Annotated in this window: 20 protein-coding genes; 5 read left to right on the top strand and 15 right to left on the bottom strand. The window is 70.7% G+C overall.

The window, feature by feature from the left end:
• Positions 1-65: 65 nt before the first annotated feature.
• The 6 genes from cobT to EDD92_RS09775 form a co-directional block, all read right to left on the bottom strand.
• Positions 66-4,262 (bottom strand): nicotinate-nucleotide--dimethylbenzimidazole phosphoribosyltransferase, encoded by a 4,197-nt coding sequence (gene cobT / locus EDD92_RS09750; protein WP_123963931.1) that lies wholly within the window; start codon positions 4,260-4,262, stop codon positions 66-68.
• Positions 4,263-4,653: 391 nt separating this feature from the next.
• Positions 4,654-5,874, bottom strand: a complete 1,221-nt coding sequence (gene cbiE, locus EDD92_RS09755) for a precorrin-6y C5,15-methyltransferase (decarboxylating) subunit CbiE (protein ID WP_123963932.1) — start codon at positions 5,872-5,874, stop codon at positions 4,654-4,656.
• Between the two features lie 82 nt (positions 5,875-5,956).
• On the bottom strand, positions 5,957-6,595 hold the full coding sequence (locus tag EDD92_RS09760; protein ID WP_123963933.1) for a GNAT family N-acetyltransferase: 639 nt from the start codon (positions 6,593-6,595) through the stop codon (positions 5,957-5,959).
• Positions 6,596-6,749: 154 nt separating this feature from the next.
• Positions 6,750-7,586 carry a MetQ/NlpA family ABC transporter substrate-binding protein gene (locus EDD92_RS09765; RefSeq protein ID WP_123963934.1) on the bottom strand — a complete coding sequence of 279 codons (837 nt, stop codon included), beginning with the start codon at positions 7,584-7,586 and terminating at the stop codon, positions 6,750-6,752.
• A 121-nt stretch (positions 7,587-7,707) separates the two neighbouring features.
• On the bottom strand, positions 7,708-8,445 hold the full coding sequence (locus EDD92_RS09770) for a methionine ABC transporter permease (protein ID WP_123963935.1): 738 nt from the start codon (positions 8,443-8,445) through the stop codon (positions 7,708-7,710).
• Positions 8,442-9,479, bottom strand: a complete 1,038-nt coding sequence (locus EDD92_RS09775) for a methionine ABC transporter ATP-binding protein (RefSeq protein WP_123963936.1) — start codon at positions 9,477-9,479, stop codon at positions 8,442-8,444. Before EDD92_RS09775 ends, EDD92_RS09770 begins: the two co-directional genes overlap by 4 nt.
• A 513-nt stretch (positions 9,480-9,992) precedes the next feature.
• Here EDD92_RS09775 and EDD92_RS09780 point away from each other — a divergent pair.
• Positions 9,993-10,352 carry a hypothetical protein gene (locus EDD92_RS09780; protein WP_123963937.1) on the top strand — a complete coding sequence of 120 codons (360 nt, stop codon included), beginning with the start codon at positions 9,993-9,995 and terminating at the stop codon, positions 10,350-10,352.
• Position 10,353: 1 nt separating this feature from the next.
• Positions 10,354-10,776, top strand: coding sequence for a hypothetical protein (locus EDD92_RS09785; RefSeq protein ID WP_123963938.1), 423 nt, complete (start codon positions 10,354-10,356; stop codon positions 10,774-10,776).
• On the opposite strand, the gene EDD92_RS09790 is transcribed toward EDD92_RS09785, so the two are convergent.
• The 3 genes from EDD92_RS09790 to EDD92_RS09800 form a co-directional block, all read right to left on the bottom strand.
• Positions 10,766-11,263 (bottom strand): GNAT family N-acetyltransferase, encoded by a 498-nt coding sequence (locus EDD92_RS09790; RefSeq protein WP_123963939.1) that lies wholly within the window; start codon positions 11,261-11,263, stop codon positions 10,766-10,768. The genes EDD92_RS09785 and EDD92_RS09790 overlap by 11 nt on opposite strands.
• Before the next feature lie 46 nt (positions 11,264-11,309).
• Complete coding sequence (locus EDD92_RS09795; RefSeq protein WP_099927517.1) at positions 11,310-11,816, bottom strand: sigma-70 family RNA polymerase sigma factor; 507 nt, start codon at positions 11,814-11,816, stop codon at positions 11,310-11,312.
• Positions 11,817-11,890: 74 nt separating this feature from the next.
• The gene (locus EDD92_RS09800) at positions 11,891-13,054 is read right to left on the bottom strand and encodes a glycerophosphodiester phosphodiesterase (protein WP_123963940.1); all 1,164 of its coding nucleotides are present in this window, start codon (positions 13,052-13,054) and stop codon (positions 11,891-11,893) included.
• A gap of 362 nt (positions 13,055-13,416) precedes the next feature.
• Between EDD92_RS09800 and EDD92_RS09805 the strand changes: the two genes are divergently transcribed.
• On the top strand, positions 13,417-14,088 hold the full coding sequence (locus EDD92_RS09805; protein WP_030945712.1) for a 1-acyl-sn-glycerol-3-phosphate acyltransferase: 672 nt from the start codon (positions 13,417-13,419) through the stop codon (positions 14,086-14,088).
• Positions 14,089-14,168: 80 nt separating this feature from the next.
• Here EDD92_RS09805 and EDD92_RS09810 read toward each other — a convergent pair whose 3' ends face one another.
• The 6 genes from EDD92_RS09810 to EDD92_RS09835 all read right to left on the bottom strand — a co-directional run bounded on the left by EDD92_RS09810 (position 14,169) and on the right by EDD92_RS09835 (position 21,071).
• Complete coding sequence (locus EDD92_RS09810; RefSeq protein ID WP_123963941.1) at positions 14,169-15,692, bottom strand: MFS transporter; 1,524 nt, start codon at positions 15,690-15,692, stop codon at positions 14,169-14,171.
• Complete coding sequence (locus EDD92_RS09815) at positions 15,689-16,237, bottom strand: TetR/AcrR family transcriptional regulator (RefSeq protein ID WP_123963942.1); 549 nt, start codon at positions 16,235-16,237, stop codon at positions 15,689-15,691. The genes EDD92_RS09810 and EDD92_RS09815 overlap by 4 nt, the downstream gene beginning before the upstream one ends.
• 82 nt (positions 16,238-16,319) lie before the next feature.
• On the bottom strand, positions 16,320-17,291 hold the full coding sequence (locus EDD92_RS09820; RefSeq protein WP_123963943.1) for an aldo/keto reductase: 972 nt from the start codon (positions 17,289-17,291) through the stop codon (positions 16,320-16,322).
• A 94-nt stretch (positions 17,292-17,385) separates the two neighbouring features.
• A complete protein-coding gene (locus EDD92_RS09825) occupies positions 17,386-18,204 on the bottom strand; it encodes an alpha/beta fold hydrolase (protein WP_123963944.1) in 819 nt (272 codons plus the stop codon).
• Positions 18,205-18,399: 195 nt separating this feature from the next.
• Positions 18,400-19,830, bottom strand: coding sequence for an argininosuccinate lyase (argH, locus tag EDD92_RS09830; protein ID WP_123963945.1), 1,431 nt, complete (start codon positions 19,828-19,830; stop codon positions 18,400-18,402).
• A 47-nt stretch (positions 19,831-19,877) separates the two neighbouring features.
• Positions 19,878-21,071: an argininosuccinate synthase gene (locus EDD92_RS09835; RefSeq protein ID WP_185123975.1), complete on the bottom strand. Its 1,194-nt coding sequence runs from the start codon at positions 21,069-21,071 to the stop codon at positions 19,878-19,880.
• 200 nt (positions 21,072-21,271) lie between these two features.
• On the opposite strand from EDD92_RS09835, the gene EDD92_RS09840 reads away from it, so the two are divergent.
• Entirely contained in the window at positions 21,272-22,141 is an 870-nt protein-coding gene (locus EDD92_RS09840; RefSeq protein ID WP_123963947.1) for a hypothetical protein, read from the top strand.
• 194 nt (positions 22,142-22,335) lie between these two features.
• A complete protein-coding gene (locus tag EDD92_RS09845) occupies positions 22,336-22,923 on the top strand; it encodes a pyridoxamine 5'-phosphate oxidase family protein (protein WP_123963948.1) in 588 nt (195 codons plus the stop codon).
• Position 22,924 lies beyond the last annotated feature (1 nt).

Here is a 22,924-nt window from a genome sequence, read left to right on the forward strand (position 1 = left end):
TACCCCAGTGCCTTAAGGGCCTGGGGGGACCCCCAGCGGAACGACTGCCCACGGACCACAGACGCCTACTTTTCAGTTACCCCTGCCGAATCGAACGTCGCCACCTCGTGCATCGCCCTGGCCGTGCTCTGGACCAGCGGGAGGGCCAGAAGGGCGCCCGTGCCCTCGCCGAGGCGGAGGTCGAGGTCGACCAGGGGGCGCAGGCCCAGCTTGTTGAGGGCGGCGACGTGGCCGGGCTCGGCGCTGCGGTGGCCGGCGATGCAGGCCGCGAGGACCTCGGGGGCGATGGCGCGGGCGACCAGGGCGGCGGCGCCGGCGCTGACTCCGTCCAGGATCACCGGCGTACGCAGCGAGGCGCCGCCCAGCAGCAGGCCCACCATCGCCGCGTGCTCGAAGCCGCCGATCGCGGCGAGCACGCCGATGGGGTCGGCCGGATCCGGCTGGTGGACCTCGATCGCACGGCGGACGACCTCGGTCTTGCGGGCCAGGGTCTCGTCGTTGATACCGGTGCCGCGGCCGGTCACCTCGGCCGGGTCGGTGTCCGTGAAGACCGAGATCAGGGCGGCGGACGCCGTCGTGTTGGCGATGCCCATCTCGCCCGTCAGAAGGGCTTTGTTGCCGGCTGCCACCAGGTCGCGGGCCGTCTCGATGCCGACCTCGATGGCCTGCTTGGCCTCCTCGCGGCTCATCGCGGGGCCGGTCGTCATGTCGGAGGTGCCCGCGCGGACCTTGCGCGGCAGCAGGCCGGGGGTGGCAGGCAGGTCGGCGGCCACACCGACATCCACCACACACACCTCGGCACCGACCTGTCCGGCGAAGGCGTTGCAGACCGCTCCCCCGCCGAGGAAGTTGGCCACCATCTGGGCGGTGACCTCCTGCGGCCAGGGGGTGACCCCCTGCGCGTGCACGCCGTGGTCGCCCGCGAAGATCGCGACGGCCGCGGGCTCCGGGATCGGCGGTGGGCACTGGCGCGAAAGCCCGGAGAGCTGCGCGGAGATGATCTCCAGCATGCCGAGCGCACCGGCCGGCTTGGTCATCCGCTTCTGCCGCTCCCAGGCCTCGCCGAGCGCCTTGGCGTCCAGCGGGCGGATCTGGGCGACGGTCTCGGCGAGCAGGTCGTGCGGCTCCTCGCCGGGCAGGGCGCGGCGGCCGTACGTCTCCTCGTGCACGACCCAGGACAGCGGGCGGCGCTTGGACCATCCGGCCTGCATCAGCTCGGGCTCGTCCGGGAACTCGTCGACGTACCCGACGCACAGGTAGGCGATGACCTCCAGGTGCTCGGGCAGGCCGAGGGCGCGGACCATCTCTCGCTCGTCGAAGAAACTGACCCAGCCGACGCCGAGGCCCTCGGCGCGGGCGGCGAGCCAGAGGTTCTCGACAGCGAGCGCGGCGGAGTACGGCGCCATCTGCGGCTGCGTGTGACGGCCCAGGGTGTGGCGGCCGCCGCGGGTCGGGTCGGCGGTGACGACGATGTTCACCGGGGTGTCGAGGATGGCCTCGATCTTCAGTTCCTTGAACTGCTTCGCCCGGCCCTTGGGCAGCGACTTCGCGTAGGCGTCGCGCTGGCGCATGGCCAGTTCGTGCATGCTGCGGCGGGTGTCGGCGGAGCGGATGACGACGAAGTCCCAGGGCTGCGAATGGCCGACGGACGGGGCCGTGTGCGCGGCCTCCAGGACGCGGAGCAGCACCTCGTGCGGGATGGGGTCGCTGCGGAAGCCGTTGCGGATGTCGCGGCGCTCGCGCATGACCTTCATCACGGCCTCGCGCTCGGCGTCGTCGTAGGCGGGCGCCGCCGGGCCGGTGGACTGTCGTACTTCTTCCACGGCGGCCGTGCTCTCTTCTTCCTGGTCGGCGGCCCTGGTGTCCAGGTCCTCCGCGTGCTGTACGAGGTCGGGGTCGGCCTCCCGCGGGGCGGGGACCTTGACGATCGGCTCCGGCGCCTGCTCCTCCTCCGGGGGGAGGGTGAGTGCGTGCGGCGGGGTCGGGGCGAGGTGCGGGGTGGTCGGCACGGAGCCCTCGACGAGGATGAACTGGCCGACGGACGCGTCCGGTTGCGGGTCCGCGGGCTCCGCGGCGAGTGGCTGGGGCGTCTCCGTGCCGGGGCCGGGACGGCCCGGGTCCGCAGCCTCGTCGGTCGGGAGTCCGGGCAGGGCCTCGGCGGAGACCACGGCCGGCTCGGGGGCCAGGGGCGCTGCGGGGTGCGCCTGGTCCGTCGGGGAACCCGCCTCGGCCGTTTGGTCGGTGGCCGGGGCGGTGGGCACCGGGGACACGGCGGGGGCGGCCGGGTCGGCGACGGCAGCGGCCTCGGGCTGCACTTCCGCCTCCGGCGCGGGCGTCGGTGCGTCCGGGGCGGTCTGGACGGGCCGACCGCTCTGGTCCTGGAGAGCGTGCTCTGCTGCCACGAGGTGAGGTGAGGGCTCGGGGGCGGCGGTTGCGTCTCCGGCCGGTGCCACGGGCTGCGCCGGGTCCGGGGCTGCCGGGAAGGGGGCGGCTACGACAGCCTCCGCGGTCCCGGGGGCGGGCGCCTCGGCGGCTTGCGCTGGTTCGACAGCGACAGCCTGGGCGGGTTCAAGGACGACGGGCTGGGGCGCAGCCAGGTCGGCGGCGTGGGCAGCCTGGCCCGCATCCGGCGCCACGGTCGCGGGTGCCTGTGCGGCCTCGGGGGCGATTGCTTCAGGTGCCTGTTCGGTGGTGTGTGCGGCCGCCTCGGGGAGCTGCGCAGCTCCCGGTTCGATCGTCTCGGGGAACTGCCCGGCCTGGTCGGCGACCGCCTCGGGGAACTGCCCCGTCTCGTGGGCGACTGCCTCGGCGAACTGTCCGGCCGCTGCCGCGACCATCTCGGGCGACTGCTCGCTCTCGGGTGCCACCGCCTCTGTGACCTGCGGTGCTTCGGGCGCCACAGCCGCGGCGGGCTGCCCGCTCCCGGGCGCAGCCACCTCGGTGATCGGTGCGCCCTCTGGCGTAACGGCCTCGGCGCTCGGTGACATAACGGGCTCGGCGATCGGCGCGCCCTCTGACGCGGGCTCCTCGGCGAGCGGCCCAGCGGCAGGCGTAAGGCCCTCGGCGACCGGTGCGCCCTCAACCGTCGGCGTTCCTTCCGGAGCGTGGGCTGCCTCCGGAACCTGGCCGGCCTCCGGCGCAGGCGCCGCTGCGGGAGCCGATACGGCCTCAGGTGCGGGCCCAGGAGCGGGTACGGCCTCCACACCGGGCACGGCAGCATCGGGCTGCCCGCCTTCGGGGGCGACTGCGGCGCCGGGCGTCTGCGCGGCCTCGGGCGCCGAACCGACCAGTTCGTCCTGCTCGGCGTCCGGAGCAACCGGGGGAACCGCGCCCTGCTCCACGTCTTGAGTGGCTCCCGCCGGAGCAAGGTGCCCGCCGTCCACGGCAGCCCCCACCGGAGCCGCCTGCGCGCCGTCCGCGGCGAACTCACCCGGAGCCCCGTGCCCACCCCCCGCGGCGGGGAACCCGCCGGGAGCGACGTGTCCGTCCCCGGCAACAGGTCCACCGGCACCCGCAGCGGCCCCGGCGGCCTGCCCGCCCTCCGTAGCGGACACCCCCACCGGAACGTGCCCGCCCTCCGGGCCGTAGGCCACGCCGATGTCACCGTTCTGCGCCACCGGAGCGGTCTCCGTGGCCATGGGGGCCATGACGGCCTGGGCCGCGGCCACCGGCTCGGCGCTCGGCTCGGCCGCCGGAACAACCGTTTCCGCAGCGGGTGCCCCGGTGTTCACCGGTACCCCTGCCTGCACCGCGGCCTGCGCCTGGGGGCCCCAAGGGGCCGCGCCCTGCGGGGGCATCTCGCGCAGTTGGGGGGCGTCGAAGTACTCGGGGCCGGCGGTCGGCGTGCCGGCCTGGCGTACCGGTGCACCCGCGGGGCCGCGGTCGGCGAGGGAGCGGACCGGGCTTGCCGACGCGTCGGGGATCGGCGGGCCGAGGTGCAGCGGGCGGCGCGGGGTCACCGGGGACGACGCGGGTGTCGGGTTGGGGAGGCGGACGCCGCCGAGGTCGACCGAGCCGCTGTCGCGGCCCGCCGTCTCGTGCGGGCCCGGCTCGTGGACGGCCTCGACGACCGGCTCGGGCGCGGGCGGGGCGACCTCGTTGCCCCACGGGCTCTGCGCACCCGGCAGCAGCAACAGGTCTTCGTCCTCGGCGGTGGTCTCGGAGAGGTAGGTGTACGCACCGTGCGCGTGGACGCCCGGCTGTTCCACCATGCCTGCGCTCTCCGGCAGTCCCTCGCCCGGGACCTGGCCGGTGTCGGTCATGCGTACCCCTCGCCCATCGGTTAGTGCTTCCACGTCCAGCCCACCGGGAGCGGCGCACCGACCGCCCCCGCAGTGAAGAACGAGCGTGCCTGCCCAGCGGCACGAACGACCCGCCCTTAAAAGGCGACAAAGCCATTCAGTGGCATTGTCCCGGCCGTTCCTCCGTCACGACAGGTTGATCCGTGACGACCCGCTGTGGACTGCGCCACGTTGCGCGTCCTCCGGTTCTGCCGTACCGCACCCACCCCAAAAGGGGTGTGTTTTCCGGACATTGACGAACGAAGTTCCGGGCCGCCTGGTGCGGTACAACAGTCGGCCAGCCTACCGCGAGCGGTACGACTACAGGATCACCGGGACGGCAGAAACCAGGATCACTGGGACGGCGCCAGGGTCACGATGCGCGCCCCGGCAGCACTCCGCTGAGCAGGAACGCAACGCTCCGCTCCGTCTCCGTCCAGGCCCTGGTGTCGAGTTCGACGGACTGGATCAGGGCGCACTCGACCTGGTATCCGTGCTCCGTCAGGTCCCGGCCGACGAGTTCGGCCGCGTCGCGGGTGGCGGCGTGGGTGACGATGCGCTGCGGGCGGCGGTCGGCGACGGCGGAGACCACGGCCGCTCCCCCGCCGCCGACGCGCACGACGTCGGGCTCGGGGAGGTTCTCCAGGACGTGCGGGGCCGTGCCCTGCACGATCTGCAGCTGGACGCCGAAGTGCCGGGCGGCGGCGTCGGTGCGGGCGCAGGCCTCCAGCTTGCGGTCCACGGCGATGACGGCGGCTCCGGCGCGTGCGGCTTCGGTGGCGAAGGCACCGCTGCCGCAGCCGATGTCCCAGACGAGGTCCCCGACGCGCGGTCCCAGCCGGGCGAGTTGGGCGGCCCGGAGCAGATCCGTCTCGCCCTCGCCGAGCGGCCCGTCGTAGGCCTCGCCCGGCTGTGTCCAGCCGCGCGGTCCGGCTCCCGGGTCGCGGCCGGCGAGCCAGCCGCCGCCCTCGCCGGAGACGCCCGGCGCGGTGGGTCCGCCGATGACGATGACGACGTTCGGGTCGCGCCAGGTGTGGTCGGGGGCCTTGTCGGAGGTGACGACGGTGACCTGTTCGCGTTCGGTGCCGAGTTCCTCGCAGATGACGAAGGTGCGGTGGACGCCTTCGAGGAGGAGGCCGAGTTCGGCGGGGCCTGCGCCGGGTGAGGTGAGGACGGCGACTTTGGTGTGGGCGCGGCACACATTCACTGCGCGTCGCAGGGTGCGGCGGTGTGCGACGACCACTTGGGCGTCGTCCCAGGGCATCCCGGCGCGGGCGAAGGCCGCGGCCACGGAGGAGACGGCGGGGACGACCTCGACCTCGAGGCCGAACTCGGGTGCGCGCAGGGTTCGTACGACGCCGAAGAACCCGGGGTCGCCGTCGGCCAGCACCACGGCGGTACCGCGGTGGCCGGCGATACGGCGAGCGGCGAGGGCGACGCTGCCCAGCCGGATGCGCTCGGCGGCGCGCGGCACTTCGGGGAGCGCCAGGTGGTGGGCGGCACCTGCCACCAGCGTGGCGGCGCCCAGGGCGGAGCGGGCCGCGGCGGTCAGGGGCGAGCCGTCCCAGCCGATCACCGTGACTCGGTCGGCCATCGTCGTCGGTCTCCAGGGGTTTTGCGCAGGTCGGGCTGTGAGGGTACCTGGTGTCAGGTGTGGGCCCTCGAGCCCCCAAGGTTCAGTTCCAGTCGGTGAAGGTCGTGAAACCGCCGGTGTCGGCCAGTTGTTCGCTGACCCCGGCCAGGTCCTCCGGCAGCAGGCTCCAGACGATGACGTCGGTGCGGACGTCCGTCCATTCCCCGTCCCCGCCCCGGGTGCGGGCTATCCAGGCGTTGCGCAGGACGCCCTCGCTGATACAGCCGATCTTCTGGGCCACCTGCTGGGAGGCGGTGTTGTCGGCAGCGGTGCGCAGTTCGAGGCGTTCGAACTTCTGGTCGTGGAAGAGCCACTGGGCGGTGGCGAGGGCCGCCTCGGAGGCGTAGCCCTCACCGCGGGCCCAGGGGGCGATGACGTAGGCGATCTCACTGGAGCGGACCCGCCAGTTCGTGTTCTGCAGGTGCACGATGCCGACGAGGCGCTGGGTGAGGAACTCCGTGACGGCGAAGACGATGCCGCGGCCCTCGGCGCGTTCGGCAGGGGCGATGTGGACGGTCCAGTTGCGGGCGTCGGCCTCGGTGTAGGGCTGCGGCACGGAGGTCCAGGCGGTGATCTGCTCGTCGTTCATCATCTCGGCCAGCGCGCTCACGTCGTCCTCGTCGAAGGGACGCAGCACCAACCGCTCCGTGCTGATGGAGATGTTGGGGAAGGTGCTAGTCATGCGCCACTCCGTAACCTTCGGAAAACCTTCAGAGCCTGCTGAACTGCCCAGCATGCAGCATGTGGGCACGGAACTGCACCACGGGGTCCACTCGCGGTGAGCAAGTGGACCCCGTGCGTGGCGATACGCCGTATACGTGCCGTCAGGAGAAGGTTCAGAAGGACGGGATGACCGAGCCCTGGTACTTGCCCTCGATGAACTTCTTCACCTCGGGGGAGGTGAGCAGCTTGGCGAGCTTCTTCACCCGCGGGTCCTTCTCGTTGCCCTTCTTCACCGCGAGGAAGTTGCCGTAGGGGCTGTTCTTCGCGGACTCCAGGACGAGGGACTCCTTGGCGGGCTTGATGCCTGCGGAGATGGCGTAGTTGCCGTTGACGACCGCGGCGTCCACGTCGTCCAGGGAGCGCGCGGTCTGGGCCGCCTCGACCTCCTTGAACTTGAGGTTTTTCGGGTTCTTGGCGATGTCCTGCGGGGTTGCTTCGCTGCCCGCGCCGTCCTTGAGCGTGATGAGGCCGTTGGCGGCGAGCAGCTTGAGGGCGCGCGCCTCGTTCACGGCGTCGTTCGGGACGGCGATCGTGGCGCCGCTCTTCAGCGCGTCGGCCTTCTTGACCTTGTGGGAGTAGAGGCCGAGCGGCTCCAGGTGCACGGTGACGACGGGCACGATGTGGGTGCCGCGCTTCTTGTTGAAGTCGTCGAGGTACGGCTGGTTCTGGAAGTAGTTGGCGTCCACCGAGCCGTCCTCGGTCGCGGTGTTCGGGACGATGTAGTCCTGGAACTCCTTGACCTCCAGGTCGAGTCCGGCCTTCTTCGCCAGGTTCTTCTTGACGAAGTCGAGGATCTCGGCGTGCGGGGTCGGGCTCGCGGCGACGACCAGCGGTCCGCTGTAGTCGGAGGAGCTCGATGCGGACTCCGTGCCCGAGCCGCAGGCGGAGAGCCCGAAGGTGAGGGCTCCGGCGGCGAGGACGGCGGTGGTGAGCTTTGCGGTGTTACGCACGAAAAGTGCCTTTCCTGAGGGTGTAGCGACCCCGCGGATCGAGGGGTGTCGGCGCGAAGCGCCGTCGTTGAGGGGCGGTGGTCGGGCGACGGGTGGGCGGTGCGGGGAGTCTGTGAGGGGGTTACGCGACCTTGCCGACGTCGGGGGTCGCGGGCTCCTCGGGCTTGAGCAGGCGAAGCCTGGGCGCCGCACCGGAGCGGCCGCCGCGCCGGTGCAGGGAGCGGGCCGCGTAGTCGCCGGCGAACTGGATGACCGAGATGACGACGGCGAGGATCGCCACGGTGATCCACATGAGTTCGGTCTCGAAGCGCTGGTAGCCGTAGCGGATGGCGATGTCGCCCAGGCCACCGGCGCCGACCGTGCCGGCCATCGCGGAGTAGCCGATGAGGGCGACGATCGTGGTGGTGGCGCTGGAGATCAGCGAGGGCAGCGACTCGGGGACGAGAACCTTGCGGACGACGGTCCAGGTGTTGCCGCCCATCGACTGCACCGCCTCGACGAGCCCGCCGTCCACTTCGCGGACAGCCGTCTCAACGAGGCGCGCGAAGAACGGGATCGCCCCGATGGCGAGCGGCACGATGGCGGCCTCGCGGCCGATGGTCGTGCCGGTGATCCAGCGGGTGAAGGTCATCAGGGCGACCATCAGGATGATGAACGGCATCGAGCGGGCGACGTTCACGATCTGCCCGATGACCTTGTTGGCGAGGACGTTCTGCAGCAGTCCGCCCCGGTCCGTGAGGACGAGCAGGATGCCGAGCGGGAGCCCGCCGACGACGGCGATCAGCGTGGACCAGCCGACCATGTAGAGGGTGTCCCAACACGCCTGGGACAGCAGGGGCTGCATCTCGGACCAGGTCACAGCTGGGCACCTTCCGTCAGCAGTACGGGCTCCTGGCCCAACACGTCGATCTGCAGGCCCTGTTCGCGCAGGAAGCCGATCGGTACGACGTTGTCCTCGTAGCGGCCGGGCAGTTCGATGCGCATCCGGCCGACCTGGAGTCCGCCGACGGTGTCGATGGCGGCGCCCAGGATCGAGATGTCGATGTTGTAGGTGCGCGAGAGCTGCGAGATGACGGGCTGGGTGGCGGCCTCGCCCTGGAAGGTGACGTCGACGACGGTGCGGTCGGCGTCGGTGGTCTCGCCGCCCACCGGGAAGAGGGCGGAGGCCAGCTCGGAGCCGGGGGTCGCGAGCAGTTCGCTCACCGTCCCGGACTCGACGATGCGGCCCCTCTCCATGAGTGCCGCCGAGTCGCAGATCGACTTCACGACGTCCATCTCGTGGGTGATGAGCAGGACGGTCAGGCCCAGCTGCCGGTTCAGGTCGCGCAGCAGCTGGAGGATCGAGCGGGTGGTCTCCGGATCGAGGGCGCTGGTCGCCTCGTCGGACAGCAGCACCTTGGGGTCGCCGGCCAGGGCGCGGGCGATGCCGACGCGCTGCTTCTGGCCGCCGGAGAGCTGGGCGGGGTAGGCCTTCGCCTTGTCCGCGAGCCCCACCAGGTCGAGCAGCTCGAGTGCCTTGCGGGAGCGCTCCTTGCCGGACTTGCCGAGGATCTCGAGCGGCAGCTCGACGTTGTCCTGGACCGTGCGCGAGGAGAGCAGGTTGAAGTGCTGGAAGACCATGCCGATACGGCTGCGCGCCTCGCGGAGCTCCTTGCCGGCGCGGGGGCCGCGCCCCGCGAGGGCGGTGAGCTCCTGCCCGGCGACGGTCACCGTCCCGGCGGTGGGCCGTTCCAGCAGGTTGACGCAGCGGATGAGGGAGGACTTGCCGGCGCCGGACTGGCCGATGACGCCGTACACCTCGCCTTCGCGGACGTGCAGGTCGACGCCGTCCAGGGCGGTGACCTCACGGCCGCGTGAGCGGTAGACCTTGGTCAGGCCTGAAGTCGTGATCACTGGGTTTCCGTCACTGTCGAGTACGCGGGCGTGGGTGTGCCCTGGTACGGAAGGGAAAGTCATGCGCGGGCAGCTCGGTCACATACGGCGGAAGGCGTACGGACATGCCGCGGCAGCTCGCTTCGGGGCGCGAGGCTCAAGGGTGGTGCAGGGGCCCTCTAGAAGGCGCGCATTCGACACATACAACGAGCACCGGGCGTCATGGTCGCCTCGGTCGCAAGGGTGCGGCAGCTCGTCGTGGTCATGCGATCAGTAAAGCAGACGTATCGGGACGCCCAAGAACCGCCTGTCCACATGGCGGACGGCGGTGGACAGGCGTCGGCCACGGACCGGGATCTCCGCTCCTCCACCGGTGACCAGTGCGGACAGGGCCGAGAGGCCCTCGACCACGAGGCCGGGGGCGGCTCATGCGCCTCGTGCCTTGTGGCCAATGCCACGATGATCGCCCGGCGGCGCAGCGGGCCGGGCCGGGCCGGGCGCGGCAGGTCTTTTGGGCCGTAATAAGGTCGCTCCATGCTTGATGCCCTGACGCTGGTGACCGGTGTCGCCGCGCTGCTGCTCGCCGCCTGGTGCGGGTGGGCGGCCTATCGTGATCAGCCGACGAAGGACTGGCACTTCATCGGCATGGCCGTGGTGTCGCTGCTGGCCGTGGTGCAGCTGGTGATCGGGATCGTGCAGCTGGCGCGGGGCGAGAAGCCGGAGCAGGGCACGACGATCTTCGTGGCGTATCTGCTGGGCGCGTTCGCGTGTGTGCCGGCGGCGGGGTTCATGTCCTTGGCGGAGCGCACCCGTTGGGGTTCGGTGACGGTGGCCGCCGGCGGTATCGTCCTGGCCGTTCTCGAAGTGCGGCTCTACGACATCTGGGGAGGCTGAGGTGACCTCGGTGCAGGAGAAGCCCACGAGGACGCGGCTGATCAGCGGGCCGGGGATGCTGCTGGTCTGGTTCTACGGAGTGATGGTCGTCGGCGCCGTGTCGCGGTCCGTCTACCAGATCGCCACCGAGTTCGACCGCGCGCCGCTCGCCTACTCGCTGTCCGCCGTCGCGGGAGTCGTCTACGGCTTCATCACGTACTCGCTGGTCCGCGGCGGCGAAAGGGCTCGCAGGGCGGCACAGGTGTGCTGCGCCGCCGAACTCGCGGGTGTGCTGATCGTCGGTACGTGGACCCTGGTCGACAAGTCGGCCTTCCCGGACGCGACGGTCTGGTCGGACTACGGCATGGGGTACGTCTTCATCCCCGTACTGCTGCCGCTGTCCGCGCTGTACTGGCTCCGCAGGAACCGCACCGTCACGCAGTAGCCACGTACGCCTCGGCCGGCTTCTCCAGCACGATCATGGGTACGCCGTCGTTGCCCTGCGAGGTGCCCACGGCCTGGTAGCCCACCCGGCGGTACAACCGCAGGTTGCCCTCGCTGCGGTGGCCGGTGTGCAGGCGGAACACCTTCGCGCCGCGCTCCTCCGCCAGCGCCGACTCGGCCGCGCGCAGCAGCCGCGCGCCGATGCCGTGGCCCTGCAGGCGGGGATGGACGCAGAGCTTGCCGATGGAGGCGGAGCCGTCCTCCGTGACACGGCCGCGGACCGAGCCGACGACCTCCTCGCCGAGCCGCGCCACATAGACGCAGTCGGCGGCCACCTCCTGGCGGACCGAGTCCAGGCTCTGGACGAGCGGGTCGATGCGGTAGTTGCCGTACAGCGCCGCCTCGCTCTGGAAGCACAGGTACTGGAGCTTGAAGATCTGCTCTGCATCCTGCTCGGTCGCCACCGAGATGGTCACGCTCATGCCCATGTGCGCACGCCTCCCGCTCACCTGATCGCCACGTTGTCCCTCACTCCTATCCCCGCGGTTCGCGGGCCGCAACCTCCGGCGAGAGCAAACGACGGAGACATCCCAGGCATCTGGAACGTTCCGGGCCGAGACTGCCCTGTGAGATACCCAACTCCCCCGCGATTTCCCGGTATGTCAGGTCCTTCGGGGACAGCAGGGCCTCCATCAGGCTGGGGCAGCGGCCGGGCAGGCGGCGGACGGCGTCCCGCAGCGCCCGGCGGCGGGCGGCCGCGAGGGCCAGCTGTTCGGGATCGCGGTCGATGTCGTCGGCCGGCTCGATGTCGTACGGCCGTTCGTGTCGGGTCGTACGGCGAGTGCGGCGCACCTCTGAACGGACGGCGCTGCGCAGCCAGCGCTCGGGGTCCGGCGGCGGGCCGTCCACCTCGAGGTGCTCCAGGAGGCGGAGCCAGACCGCCTGTTCCAGGTCGCCCGGCTCGGCTCCGGAGGCATGTGCCTCGGCGGAGGCCTCGGCGGTGAGCAGCGGGCGCAGAGCGGCAACCAGGTCGTGCGTCATATGCGGTTCGACGCGGCCGCCCGGGGCCGAGTTGCCCGGACGGCCGACTGTTCACCCCAACCGGGGCCGGGGGCTCAGCCGTTGACGAAGTCCTCGCGGGCCAGCACGCCGGTGTCCGCGTTGTCCGTGAAGACGCCGTCGATGCCGGTGGCGAAGTAGGTCTTGAAGGCGCCGAAGGGGTCGCCGTACGCGTCCGCGGCCGTGCCCTTGCGGTACTCCGCCGGCAGGAACGGGTTCTCGTTGCGCATGGTGTACGGATGCAGGATCAGGCCGACCTTGTGCGCGTCGGAGACGAGGGTGGTCGGCTTGTCGAGGCTGCCGTCCGCCTTCTTCGTGATGATCAGGTCGAGGGTCGGGCCGAGGCCCTGGGCGTAACCGGCGATCTCCCTCAGACCCTTCGGGGTGATCAGGTCGGCGACGGTGCGCGGGTCGGCCGCCTCGACGAAGTCCCAGGGGCGGCTGTTCGCGGTGGACAGGAGCACCACCAGCGGGTTGTCGACCAGCTTGTTCAGGCGCTGGATGCTGCTCGGCTCGAAGGACTGCAGGATGACCGGCGAGTTCCGCCTGTCCTTGCCGTACTTGTGCAGCAGCTTGGCGACCCGCTCCTCCAGGCCCAGGCCGAGCTTGCGGAAGTAGGTGGGGTGCTTGGTCTCGGGGTAGATCCAGACCTGCTTGCCGCGCTTGCGGGTCTGCTCGTCCTGCCACTTCAGGACCTCTTCGAAGGTGGGGATCTCCCAGCGACCGTTGTAGATCGTGTTGTGCGGGCGATTGGCCGGAATCCGCTCGATCGCGCGCAGCGTCTTCAGCTCCGCAAGGGTGAAGTCCTCGGTGAACCAGCCGGTGGTGGAGACGCCGTCGAGCACCTTGGTGGTCTTGCGGTCGGCGAACTCGGGGTGGTCGGCGACGTTCGTCGTCCCGCCGATCTCCGGCTCGTGGCGGCAGACGAGATGGCCGTCCCTGGTGGGGACCAGGTCGCCGGCCTCGACGACGTCGGCGCCCAGGTCGAGGGCCAGGTTGTACGAGCCGAAGGTGTGCTCGGGCCGGTAGCCGCTGGCTCCGCGGTGGCCGATGATCGTCGGCTTGGGCAGGCTCTTCAGCCCGCCGTGCGCGAACCCGGCGTCCGCCGCTCTCGCCGTGCCGGACAGGCCGAGCACGGCTCCGCCCGCACCGAGTACCGCCGCACCGAGGAGGGCCCGTCGTCCGGTGCCGCCTGTCTGCTCGTTCTCCTGCGTTCCCATGAGCGCCTCCCCTGACGTCGGCTCGATCTGTTCTCTCAGCGCGCCGATCGTAGGGGCGTGGACATGACGCGAGGGAGGCATTGTCCGGAACATGCGGGTGACTCGGGATGTCGTATGAGGTCCTACGGGGAACGACGTCCGACGAGCGGTGAACGGGCCCGCGCGGCTCGCCCGTTCGGCGGCGAGTCGTCCGTCACATCGTTCCGGGCTGTTACCGGCGGGCAACGCCGCGTCACCGCAGGTAAACCCACGTCAACAGTGCGTAAGACCTCCGTGAACCCGATGTGCAAGACCCCGGGGACCGCGAGTATCGTCCTCACCTGCACATACTCATACCGAATCCCTTGACACCGGAGGGCCCGTTGTCCCGCTTCGCGCTCATCAAGGCAGTGCTCGGACCGATCATGCGCCTGATGTTCCGCCCACAGGTGGAGGGCGCGGAGCACATCCCGGGTGACGGTCCGGTCATCCTGGCCGGCAACCACCTCACCTTCATCGACTCGATGATCCTTCCCCTGGTCTGCGACCGCCAGGTGTTCTTCATCGGCAAGGACGAGTACGTCACCGGCAAGAGCCTCAAGGGCCGGCTGATGGCCTGGTTCTTCACCGGCGTCGGCATGATCCCGGTGGACCGCGACGGCGGCCGGGGCGGGGTGGCCGCGCTGATGACCGGGCGCCGCGTGCTGGAGGAGGGCAAGGTCTTCGGGATCTACCCCGAGGGCACGCGGTCGCCCGACGGGCGGCTGTACCGGGGGCGTACCGGCATCGCGCGGCTGACGCTGATGACGGGGGCGCCGGTGGTTCCCTTCGCGATGATCGGCACGGACAAGCTGCAGCCGGGCGGGGCGGGGATGCCCCGTCCGGGGCGGGTCACTGTTCGGTTCGGTGAGGCGATGGAGTTTTCCCGTTACGACGGGATGGACCGGGATCGGTATGTGCTGCGGGCGGTTACCGACTCCGTGATGGCTGAGGTCATGCGCCTGTCCGGGCAGGAGTATGTGGACATGTATGCGACCAAGGCGAAGGCTGCTTGACGGTTCGTTGTCGGGTGCGGGTTGTCTGTGGCTGGTCGCGCGCACGCGGCGGAGCCGCAAATCGATACAGCCCCGCGCCCCTAAACGGCGGTATCCAACCGCTGGCCTCGCAGCATGAACCATGCCGCAGTCGCCGTGGCAAGAAGTACGGCTGCGCCTGCGCCCGCTGCGATGGCGAGGCCGTCGACGAAGGCCGCTCGGGCCGAGGTAAGCAGCGCCTGCGCCGAGTCCGTCGGCATTCCCGTTGCCGCCTCCACCGCTCCGCCCAGTGACTCGTGGGCGCCCGCCGGAGTGCCGACCGGGGCTGCGAAACCCCGGTAGACGCCCGTCACGATCGAGCCCAGGACCGCGATACCGAGGGCCGCGCCGAGCTCGTACGCCGTTTCCGAGACTGCGGAGGCCGCGCCTGCCTGTTCCTTCGCTACGGCGGAGAGGATGACGTCCGCCGTCACAGTGAAGGAGAAGCCGGCGCCCACACCGACCACCAGCAGGGCGGCGCCGAGGACCGGGTAGCCGGTCGACTCGCTCAGTGTCGTCAGAACCGCCAGCGCCAGGCCCACCGCTGCCAGGCCGCCCGCGACCACGGCCCGTACCGAGAAGCGGCGCGCCGCGCGGCCCGCGATCAGGCCCGCCGCCACCGCGCCCACCGCCGCGGGCAGTTCGGCCAGGCCCGCCTCGAACGGGCGCCTGCCCTGGACGAGTTGCAGGTACTGGGAGAGGAAGAAGACCAGGCCGGACAGGCCGAGGATGGTCAGCAGGTCGGCCAGGACCGCGGCGCTGAAGCCGCGGTTGCGGAACAGGCGCATGTCCAGCAGCGGGGTGGGGAGCGTGAGTTGGCGGCGGATGAACCAGTACAGCGCCGTCGCGCCCAGTGCGCCCGCGGCGAGCGTGGGCCACTCGAAGCCGTGGGTTGCGGCCTCCTTGACCGCGTAGACGATGCCGATCACACCGACCAGGGACAGGACGACGCTGGTCAGGTCCCACGGGCCCGGGTTCGGGTTGCGGGACTCGGGCAGCGTGCGGATGCCGACGACGACCAGGACCGCCATCACGGGCAGGTTGATCAGGAAGACCGAGCCCCACCAGAAGTGTTCGAGCAGGAAGCCGCCCGCGATCGGGCCGACGGCCGTGCCCGCCGAGGCCGTGGCGCCCCAGATGCCCACGGCGAGACTGCGTTCGCGCGGGTCGTGGAAGAGGTTGCGGATCAGGGCGAGGGTGGCCGGCATGAGGGTGGCGCCCGCGACGCCGAGCAGGGCGCGGGCCAGGATCATCAACTCGGGTGTCGTCGCGTAGGCGTTGAGGACCGATATCGCGCCGAAGGCCGTGGCGCCGCCGAGCAGGATCCGCTTGCGGCCGATGCGGTCGCCGAGGCTGCCCATCGACACCAGCAGGCCCGCGATGACGAAGGAGTAGACGTCTCCGATCCACAGGAGCTGGGTGCCGGAGGGCTTGAGGTCCTTGCTGATGTAGGGGGTCGCGAGACCGAGGACGGTCGCGTCGACGGCCACCAGCAGCACGGCGAGTACCAGGACGGAGAGCGCGAGCCAGCGGCCAGGGCGCTTCACCGCCTCGGTCGTGGTCGCCGGCTGCAGGGTGCTGGTCATGGTTCCTCTCTCCGTAGCGCGCCGCCGAGCAGCAGCTCGGCGACCATGTGGGTGAAGTCCTTGGGGGCGACGCGGCCGTCGTGCATGGCCCAGGCGCACGAGGCGATCAGGCCGTAGAGCGCCTCCGTGAGCCAGACAGGGGTGAGATCGATACGGAACTCGCCCGCTTGCTGACCCCGCACGAACAGCGCGCCCATGCGGCTGTCCAACTGCTGCCAGCCCGCGTCCTGGCCGGCTTCCCAGAGCTGGCTCTCGCCGTACAGGAAGGCGAGCAGCCCGGCGGCGGGCTGAATCTCGCTCACCAGCCTGCGCACGGCCTCGCTCGCGGTTCCCTCGTCCAGCCGGGCGGCGTCCAGCGCCGCCTCGCACTCCGCGATGCCGAGCGCCTCGAGCGCCCGCACCAGAGCATCACGGCCCGCGAAGTGGCGGTGCAGCGTGGCGCGGCTGATCCCGGCGGCCTTGGCGACCTCGTCCATGGTCGCGGTGGATTTGCGGGTCAGCAGGGCTGCGGCGGTGCGCAGTACGTGGTCACGGTCGACGGCCATGAGACGAGAGTAGCGCACGTGAGACGCTGATGTCTCATCATGGGCGTGTGCGTCTCACGGTGGCGAGGGTTCCTGCCGGATTTCAGTGCCAGGGCAGCTGCCCGCGCCGCTCCCAGTACGCCTGCGGCTTCTCCACCAGTTCGGCCAGGCGGGCCAGTTGGTCCTCGTCCAGGTCCACGACCGCCGCGTGCAGGTTGGAGGCGAGCTGGGTGGCGGTCGCCGCGCCGGAGAGCACGACTCCCGCCCAGGGCTGGCGCAGGATCACGGCGAGAGCCACCGCGTCGCAGCCCAGAGACGTTTCTGCGGCTACGGCCCTCAGGGCGTCCGGTGCATACGGGTCCGCGAGGCGACCGTTGGCCATGCCCTCCTTGACGATCACTGTGAGCCCCGCGTCGCGCGCCTCGGCGAGGGCAGGCGCGGCCGAGGTCTCCAGGACGTTGTACGTCGACTGGACGGTACGGAAGAGGGGCTCGCCGTCGACCGTCACGGCCAGGGCGGCGCGGATGGCCTCGGCCTGCGCCGGGCCGCTGGTGGAGAAGCCGATGGTGGTGCCCTCGGCGGCCGCCTCCGCCAGTTTGGCGTGGAGTTCCTTGTCGGTGAGGGCGGGGCTGTCCGGGGTCACCGAGTGGATCTGGTAGAGGTCGAGGCGGTCGCCGAGCAGTTCGGCGCTCTCGGCGCGCTGGCGCTCGTAGGTCTGCAGGCTGTGGTCCTTGACCTCGTGCGTCTCGGCGTCCGCCGACCAGGCGGCGGTGTAGGTGTAGCCCCACTTGCTGCCCACGACGATGCCCTCGACATCCGGGCGGGCGTTCAGCCAGTCGGCAAGGAACTCCTCGGAGCGGCCGTAGGAGCGGGCCACGTCGAAGTAGCGGACGCCCTGGGCGTAGGCGGCGTCGAGGAGTTCGTGGGTGCGCAGGCGCAGGGCGTCGACGGTGCGCTCGGCCGGGAGGTCGTCCTCGCGGCCGAGATTGATGTAGCCCGGACGGCCGACGGCGGCGAGACCCAGTCCGATGTGCGCGGTGGGCGTGGTCGCGTGGGCCAGGCGGCTGAAGGGCATGGTGGCTCCCTGCACGATCGGTGGAGGAGATCCCGCATCAGGAGGGGGATCTCGCACCAATCTACCCAGCCGCGTGCCGTTCAGCCCGCCCTCGTCAGACGCAGCGCGGCACGAAGGCGGGGTCGGCCGGCCCCGTGCGCTCCAAGGCGTTGAGCACCCACTGCTCGACCAGGGGCGACTTGGGTGCCTGGTCGTGCTCGGTGGTGTCGAGCGGGCAGCGGTCCTGGAGGAGGACGTCGGTCACGTACGAGCCAGGGCCCTTGAGGAAGGCGCTGGTGTACGGCACCACGACCTCGTCGTACTTGGTGGCGATCGCCGTGTAGTCGGGGCCCACCGGGGCCTCCGGGTCGGAGTTGAGCTTCTGCAGGAAGTCCGAGCCGGCGGTCTGGTCGACGCAGGACGGGCAGACGGTGGCGCCGGCCGCGAGGGCGAGCGGGTTGGTGGTGCCGTGGTTGGACGGCACGATGCCGACGAGGTCGTCGACCTTGGTCGCACCGCCGAGGAACTTCACGTAGTAGCGGGGCATCATGCCGCCCTGGCTGTGCCCGACGATGTCCACCTTCCTGGCGCCGGTCGCGCCGAGCACGGCGTTCACGAAGTCCCGCAGCTCGGCCGCCGAGTCCGGGATCGGGGCGGTCTCCAGGCCGCCGTACTCGAAGGAGAAGACGCAGTGACCGGCGTTCGCCAGCGCGGGCGAGAGGGTCAGCCAGTTCTCGTACGAGGTCTTGAAGGTGCCGTTCACCAGGACCACCGGCTGCGGATGGGCCGAGTCCGGCTTGCAGGACCAGTCGTTGGAGCCGGGCGGCGGAGTGTCGGCGGCGCCCGCGGGAGCGGTGAGCCCGAAGGCGCACAGGGCCGCTACGGCGGTGACGGCGAGAAGGCGGGCTGTTCGTCTGGTACCTCGGGCGCGCATGACGTCCCTTTCATGCTCGGCTGTGATCGACCGGTGTTCGGCATTGTCGACCGGGTAACCGGAATGGTTACCTCCGAGTAGAGCGGCGTCAAGGTTTCGGCCAGTGGCCGAATCTCATCTGTTACCAACCGGGCCGGGCAGCACGAAGGGCCCGGACGCGATGTCCGGGCCCTGCTGTGTGCTGCGGTGCGGCCGTCAGGCCTGCTTGGCCGTGGCCCACGCGTGCTGTGCCGCGACGTCCGCCTTGACCTCGGCGAGCTGGACGGCGACCGCGCTGGGCGCCGTACCGCCGCGGCCGTTGCGGGAGGCCAGGGCGCCCGGCACGTTCAGGACCGTGCGCACCTCGGGGGTCAGATGGGCGGAGATCTTGGCGAACTGCTCGTCCGTCAGGCCGTCCAGTTCCTTGCCCTCGGCCTCGGCGGCCTTCACGCACTCGCCGGCCACCTCGTGCGCCACACGGAACGGGACGCCCTTCTTGACCAGCCACTCGGCGATGTCGGTGGCGAGGGAGAAGCCGGCCGGGGCCAGTTCCTCCATGCGCTCCCGGTGGATGGTGAGGGTGGCCATCATGCCGGTGAAGGCGGGGAGCAGGAGCTCGAGCTGGTCGCAGGAGTCGAAGACCGGCTCCTTGTCCTCCTGGAGGTCGCGGTTGTACGCGAGCGGCAGGGCCTTGAGGGTCGCCATCAGGCCGGTCAGGTTGCCGATCAGGCGGCCGGACTTGCCGCGCGCCAACTCGGCGATGTCCGGGTTCTTCTTCTGCGGCATGATCGACGAGCCCGTGGAGAAGGCGTCGTGCAGGGTCACGAAGGAGAACTCCTTCGTGTTCCAGAGGATGATCTCCTCGGCGATCCGGGAGAGGTTCACGCCGATCATCGCGGTGATGAAGACGAACTCGGCGACGTAGTCACGGGAGGCCGTGCCGTCGATGGAGTTCGCGGAGCTGCCGTGCTCGAAGCCGAGGTCCTTCGCCACCGCCTCCGGGTCGAGGCCGAGGGAGGAGCCCGCCAGGGCGCCGGAACCGTACGGCGACACGGCCGTGCGCTCGTCCCACTGCCGCAGACGCTCCGCGTCCCGGGTCAGGGACTGGACGTGGGCCAGGACATGGTGGGCGAAGAGGACCGGCTGGGCGTGCTGGAGGTGAGTGCGGCCGGGCATCGCCACGTCCGGGTGGGCCTCCGCCAGGCCGACCAGCGCGTCCTGCAGGTCGGCGAGCAGGCCGCCGATGATGCGGGCGTGGTCCCGCAGGTACATCCGGAAGAGGGTGGTCACCTGGTCGTTGCGGGAGCGGCCCGCGCGGAGCTTGCCGCCGAGGTCGGGGCCGAGGCGCTCCAGGAGGCCCCGCTCCAGCGCGGTGTGGCAGTCCTCGTCGGCGATCGTGCCCACGAAGGAGCCGTCGGCCACGTCCGCCTCGAGCTGGTCGAGTCCGGCGATCATGCGGGTCAGCTCGTCGTCCGTGAGCAGGCCCGCCTTGTGCAGCACGCGCGCGTGGGCTCGCGAACCGGCGATGTCGTAGGGCGCCAGCCGCCAGTCGAAGTGGACGGAGGCGGACAGCTTCGCCAGGGCCTCGGCGGGACCGTCGGCGAAACGGGCGCCCCAGAGCCGTACGTCACCGCTGTTGCTGCTCACTTGCGTTGCTCCTAGGGAGGGTGGGTCGGTATTGCGCACAGTCTCGCTCACGCGAGGTCCCGCTCGGCCGCGATCTTCGACGACAGGCTGTAGATGTCGATGAAGCCCTTGGCCGCGGCCTGGTCGAAGGTGTCGCCCGTGTCGTACGTGGCCAGGTTGAAGTCGTAGAGCGACGACTCGGAGCGCCGTCCGGTGACCACCGCGCGGCCGCCGTGCAGGGTCATCCGGATGTCGCCGTTCACGTGCTGGCTGGCCTCGTCGATGAATCCGTCCAGGGCGCGCTTGAGCGGGGAGAACCACTGGCCGTCGTAGACGAGTTCGCCCCAGCGCTGCTCCACCTGCCGCTTGTAGCGGGCGAGTTCGCGCTCGACGGTGACGTTCTCCAGCTCCTGGTGGGCCGTGATGAGGGCGATCGCGCCCGGGGCCTCGTACACCTCGCGGGACTTGATGCCGACGAGGCGGTCCTCGACCATGTCGATCCGGCCGATTCCCTGGGCGCCGGCGCGCTCGTTGAGCTGCTGGATCGCCTGCAGGACGGTGACGGGCCTGCCGTCGACGGCGACCGGGACGCCCTGCTCGAAGGTGATGACCACCTCGTCGGGCTCGCGCGGGGTCGCCGGGTTCGAGGTGTACTCGTAGATGTCCTCGATCGGCGCGTTCCAGATGTCCTCCAGGAAGCCCGTCTCGACCGCGCGTCCGAAGACGTTCTGGTCGATGGAGTACGGGGACTTCTTGGTGGTGGCGATCGGGAGCTGCTTCTCCTCGCAGAACGCGATCGCCTTGTCGCGGGTCATCGCGTAGTCGCGGACCGGGGCGATGCACTTGAGGCCGGGGGCGAGGGCGACGATGCCGGCCTCGAAGCGGACCTGGTCGTTGCCCTTGCCGGTGCAGCCGTGGGCGACCGTGGTGGCGCCGTGCTTCCGGGCGGCGGCGACGAGGTGCTTGACGATCGTGGGCCGGGAGAGCGCGGAGACCAGCGGATAGCGGTCCATGTAGAGGGCGTTGGCCTTGATCGCCGGGAGGCAGTACTCCTCGGCGAACTCGTCCTTGGCGTCGGCCACTTCGGCCTCCACGGCGCCGCAGGCGAGGGCGCGCTTGCGGATGACGTCCAGGTCCTCGCCGCCCTGGCCGACGTCGACCGCGACGGCGATGACCTCGGCGCCCGTCTCCTCGGCGATCCAGCCGATGGCGACGGAGGTGTCCAGACCGCCTGAGTAGGCGAGTACGACGCGCTCGGTCACGGGGTTCTCCTCACACCGCATTCACTGACATGCATGAGTATGCAGCGCTCTGCATGATTCGTCAATCGAACCCGGACGGCAGGCGGGGTGTGGAGAAGTTCTGAAGGCACCTTGAACAAACGAAACCGCTTACCCGTACTTCACCCCGAACGCCGGCGCCGCGTTTGTAAACCCACTCCTGACCCAAGTGAGGCATCCGCATGTCCAGGGCTCTTCCGAAGTACAACAAGCGTCGCGTCGCGATCATCGGCGGGGCTGCCGCGGTGGCGCTGTCCGGAGCGGTGATCGCCGGTTCCGCCCTCGCCGGGACGCCGTCCAAGAGCAGCGGGAACAACGCCCGGACCCTGGCCGCGTCCCCCGGCACCATCACCTGCCAGGACGTCGCCTCGAAGCTCCCGGCGATCCCCGCCTCCGCGCAGGCCGAGGTCACCCGGAACCTCACCCTGCTGCAGACACAGATCCAGGAGGCCAACAAGCGGCTGGTCGACACGGTCGGCCAGGGCGGCCCGAACTTCGTGAACAACGCCATCCTGGGGCCCCTCAAGGACAAGCGGGTGGCCACGATCAACCGCATCGCCACCGCCATCGGACGTAAGGCGGCCAAGCCGACCGGCCTGGACGCGCTGGCGCCGTGCACCCTGAACGCCGGCGGCGCGAACACCGGCGCGAACACCGGCAACGGCAACGCGGGCAAGGCCGGCTCCGGCGCAGCCGCGAACTCCGCGGCCCCGGGCGCCTCCAACGCGTCCGGCGGGCAGGCGGCAGGCGCCTCCGCCGCCGGCACCATCACCTGCCCGGACGTCGCCTCCAAGCTCCCGGCGATCCCCGCCTCCGCACAGGCCGAGGTCACCCGGAACCTCACCCTGCTGCAGACACAGATCCAGGAGGCCAACAAGCGGCTGGTCGACACGGTCGGCCAGGGCGGCCCGAACTTCGTGCAGAACGCGATCCTCGGCCCGCTGGCCGACAAGCGGAAGTCGACCATCGACCGCATCGCGATCTCCATCGGCCGCACCTCCGCCAAGCCGACCGGCCTGGACTCCCTGGCCGCCTGCACGCTCACCAAGTAAGTCGCGTGACAGGCACTGTGGCCGCCCCGATTGAGCGCCGGCCGGGGCGGCCACGGCCGGTGGCAGGCGATCGAAGGCCGGCCAAGGGAGTGGGACAGGCAGGGCCGGCAAATGGAGCTGGACAAGTGGAGCTCGACAAGTGGAGCTCGTAATTCCTTAGACAGGCGAAAGATTTGCGTCCATAATCCTCAGGCGTGGGAAAGACTTATGAACGCATAGACGGCAGGCTGCGCACGTTCATCGAGGCGCAGCCCCTCTTCTTCACCGCGACCGCGCCCCTCTCCGGCGACGGGACGGTCAACCTCTCCCCCAAGGGCCTCAGGGGTTCCTTCGCGGTGATCGACGAACTCACCGTGGCCTACCTGGACTTCGCCGGATCCAACGCGGAGACGATCGCGCATCTGCGGGAGAACGGGCGTATCACGCTGATGTGGTGCGCCTTCCAGGGCCCGCCGACCATCGTGCGGGTGCACGGTCGCGGGGAGCCCGTCTTCCGCGACGACCCGCGCTTCAAGGAACTGCTCGCCCATTTCCCGGACATCGACCCGACCCTGCACGGCCTGCGGGCCGTCATCGTCGTGACGGCCGAACTCGTCCGCGACTCGTGCGGTTACGCCGTACCCTTCATGAGCTACGACGAGGACCGCGACCTGCACGGCAAGCGCTTCGCGCGGGAGGACGACTCCTCGCTCAGTGAGTACTTCACCAAGAAGGAGCACATCGCGACGAGCCTGGATGGCCTACCCGGGCTGCCGTTGCCGCTGCCCCCGTCTACGGTCTGAG

The sequence above is a fragment of the Streptomyces sp. TLI_185 genome, assembly GCF_003814765.1.
In the GTDB taxonomy this organism is placed as follows: domain Bacteria; phylum Actinomycetota; class Actinomycetes; order Streptomycetales; family Streptomycetaceae; genus Streptomyces.

Excerpts from the sequence above, each read along its gene's own strand:
- EDD92_RS09840 (WP_123963947.1), top strand. The coding sequence starts at position 21,272 with ATGTCCAGGGCTCTTCCGAAGTACAACAAGCGTCGCGTCGCGATCATC.
- EDD92_RS09825 (WP_123963944.1), bottom strand. The coding sequence starts at position 18,204 with ATGCGCGCCCGAGGTACCAGACGAACAGCCCGCCTTCTCGCCGTCACC.
- EDD92_RS09760 (WP_123963933.1), bottom strand. The coding sequence starts at position 6,595 with ATGACTAGCACCTTCCCCAACATCTCCATCAGCACGGAGCGGTTGGTG.
- cobT (WP_123963931.1), bottom strand. The coding sequence starts at position 4,262 with ATGACCGACACCGGCCAGGTCCCGGGCGAGGGACTGCCGGAGAGCGCA.
- EDD92_RS09810 (WP_123963941.1), bottom strand. The coding sequence starts at position 15,692 with ATGACCAGCACCCTGCAGCCGGCGACCACGACCGAGGCGGTGAAGCGC.
- EDD92_RS09800 (WP_123963940.1), bottom strand. The coding sequence starts at position 13,054 with ATGGGAACGCAGGAGAACGAGCAGACAGGCGGCACCGGACGACGGGCC.
- cbiE (WP_123963932.1), bottom strand. The coding sequence starts at position 5,874 with ATGGCCGACCGAGTCACGGTGATCGGCTGGGACGGCTCGCCCCTGACC.
- EDD92_RS09815 (WP_123963942.1), bottom strand. The coding sequence starts at position 16,237 with ATGGCCGTCGACCGTGACCACGTACTGCGCACCGCCGCAGCCCTGCTG.
- EDD92_RS09790 (WP_123963939.1), bottom strand. The coding sequence starts at position 11,263 with ATGGGCATGAGCGTGACCATCTCGGTGGCGACCGAGCAGGATGCAGAG.
- EDD92_RS09780 (WP_123963937.1), top strand. The coding sequence starts at position 9,993 with ATGCTTGATGCCCTGACGCTGGTGACCGGTGTCGCCGCGCTGCTGCTC.
- EDD92_RS09820 (WP_123963943.1), bottom strand. The coding sequence starts at position 17,291 with ATGCCCTTCAGCCGCCTGGCCCACGCGACCACGCCCACCGCGCACATC.
- EDD92_RS09795 (WP_099927517.1), bottom strand. The coding sequence starts at position 11,816 with ATGACGCACGACCTGGTTGCCGCTCTGCGCCCGCTGCTCACCGCCGAG.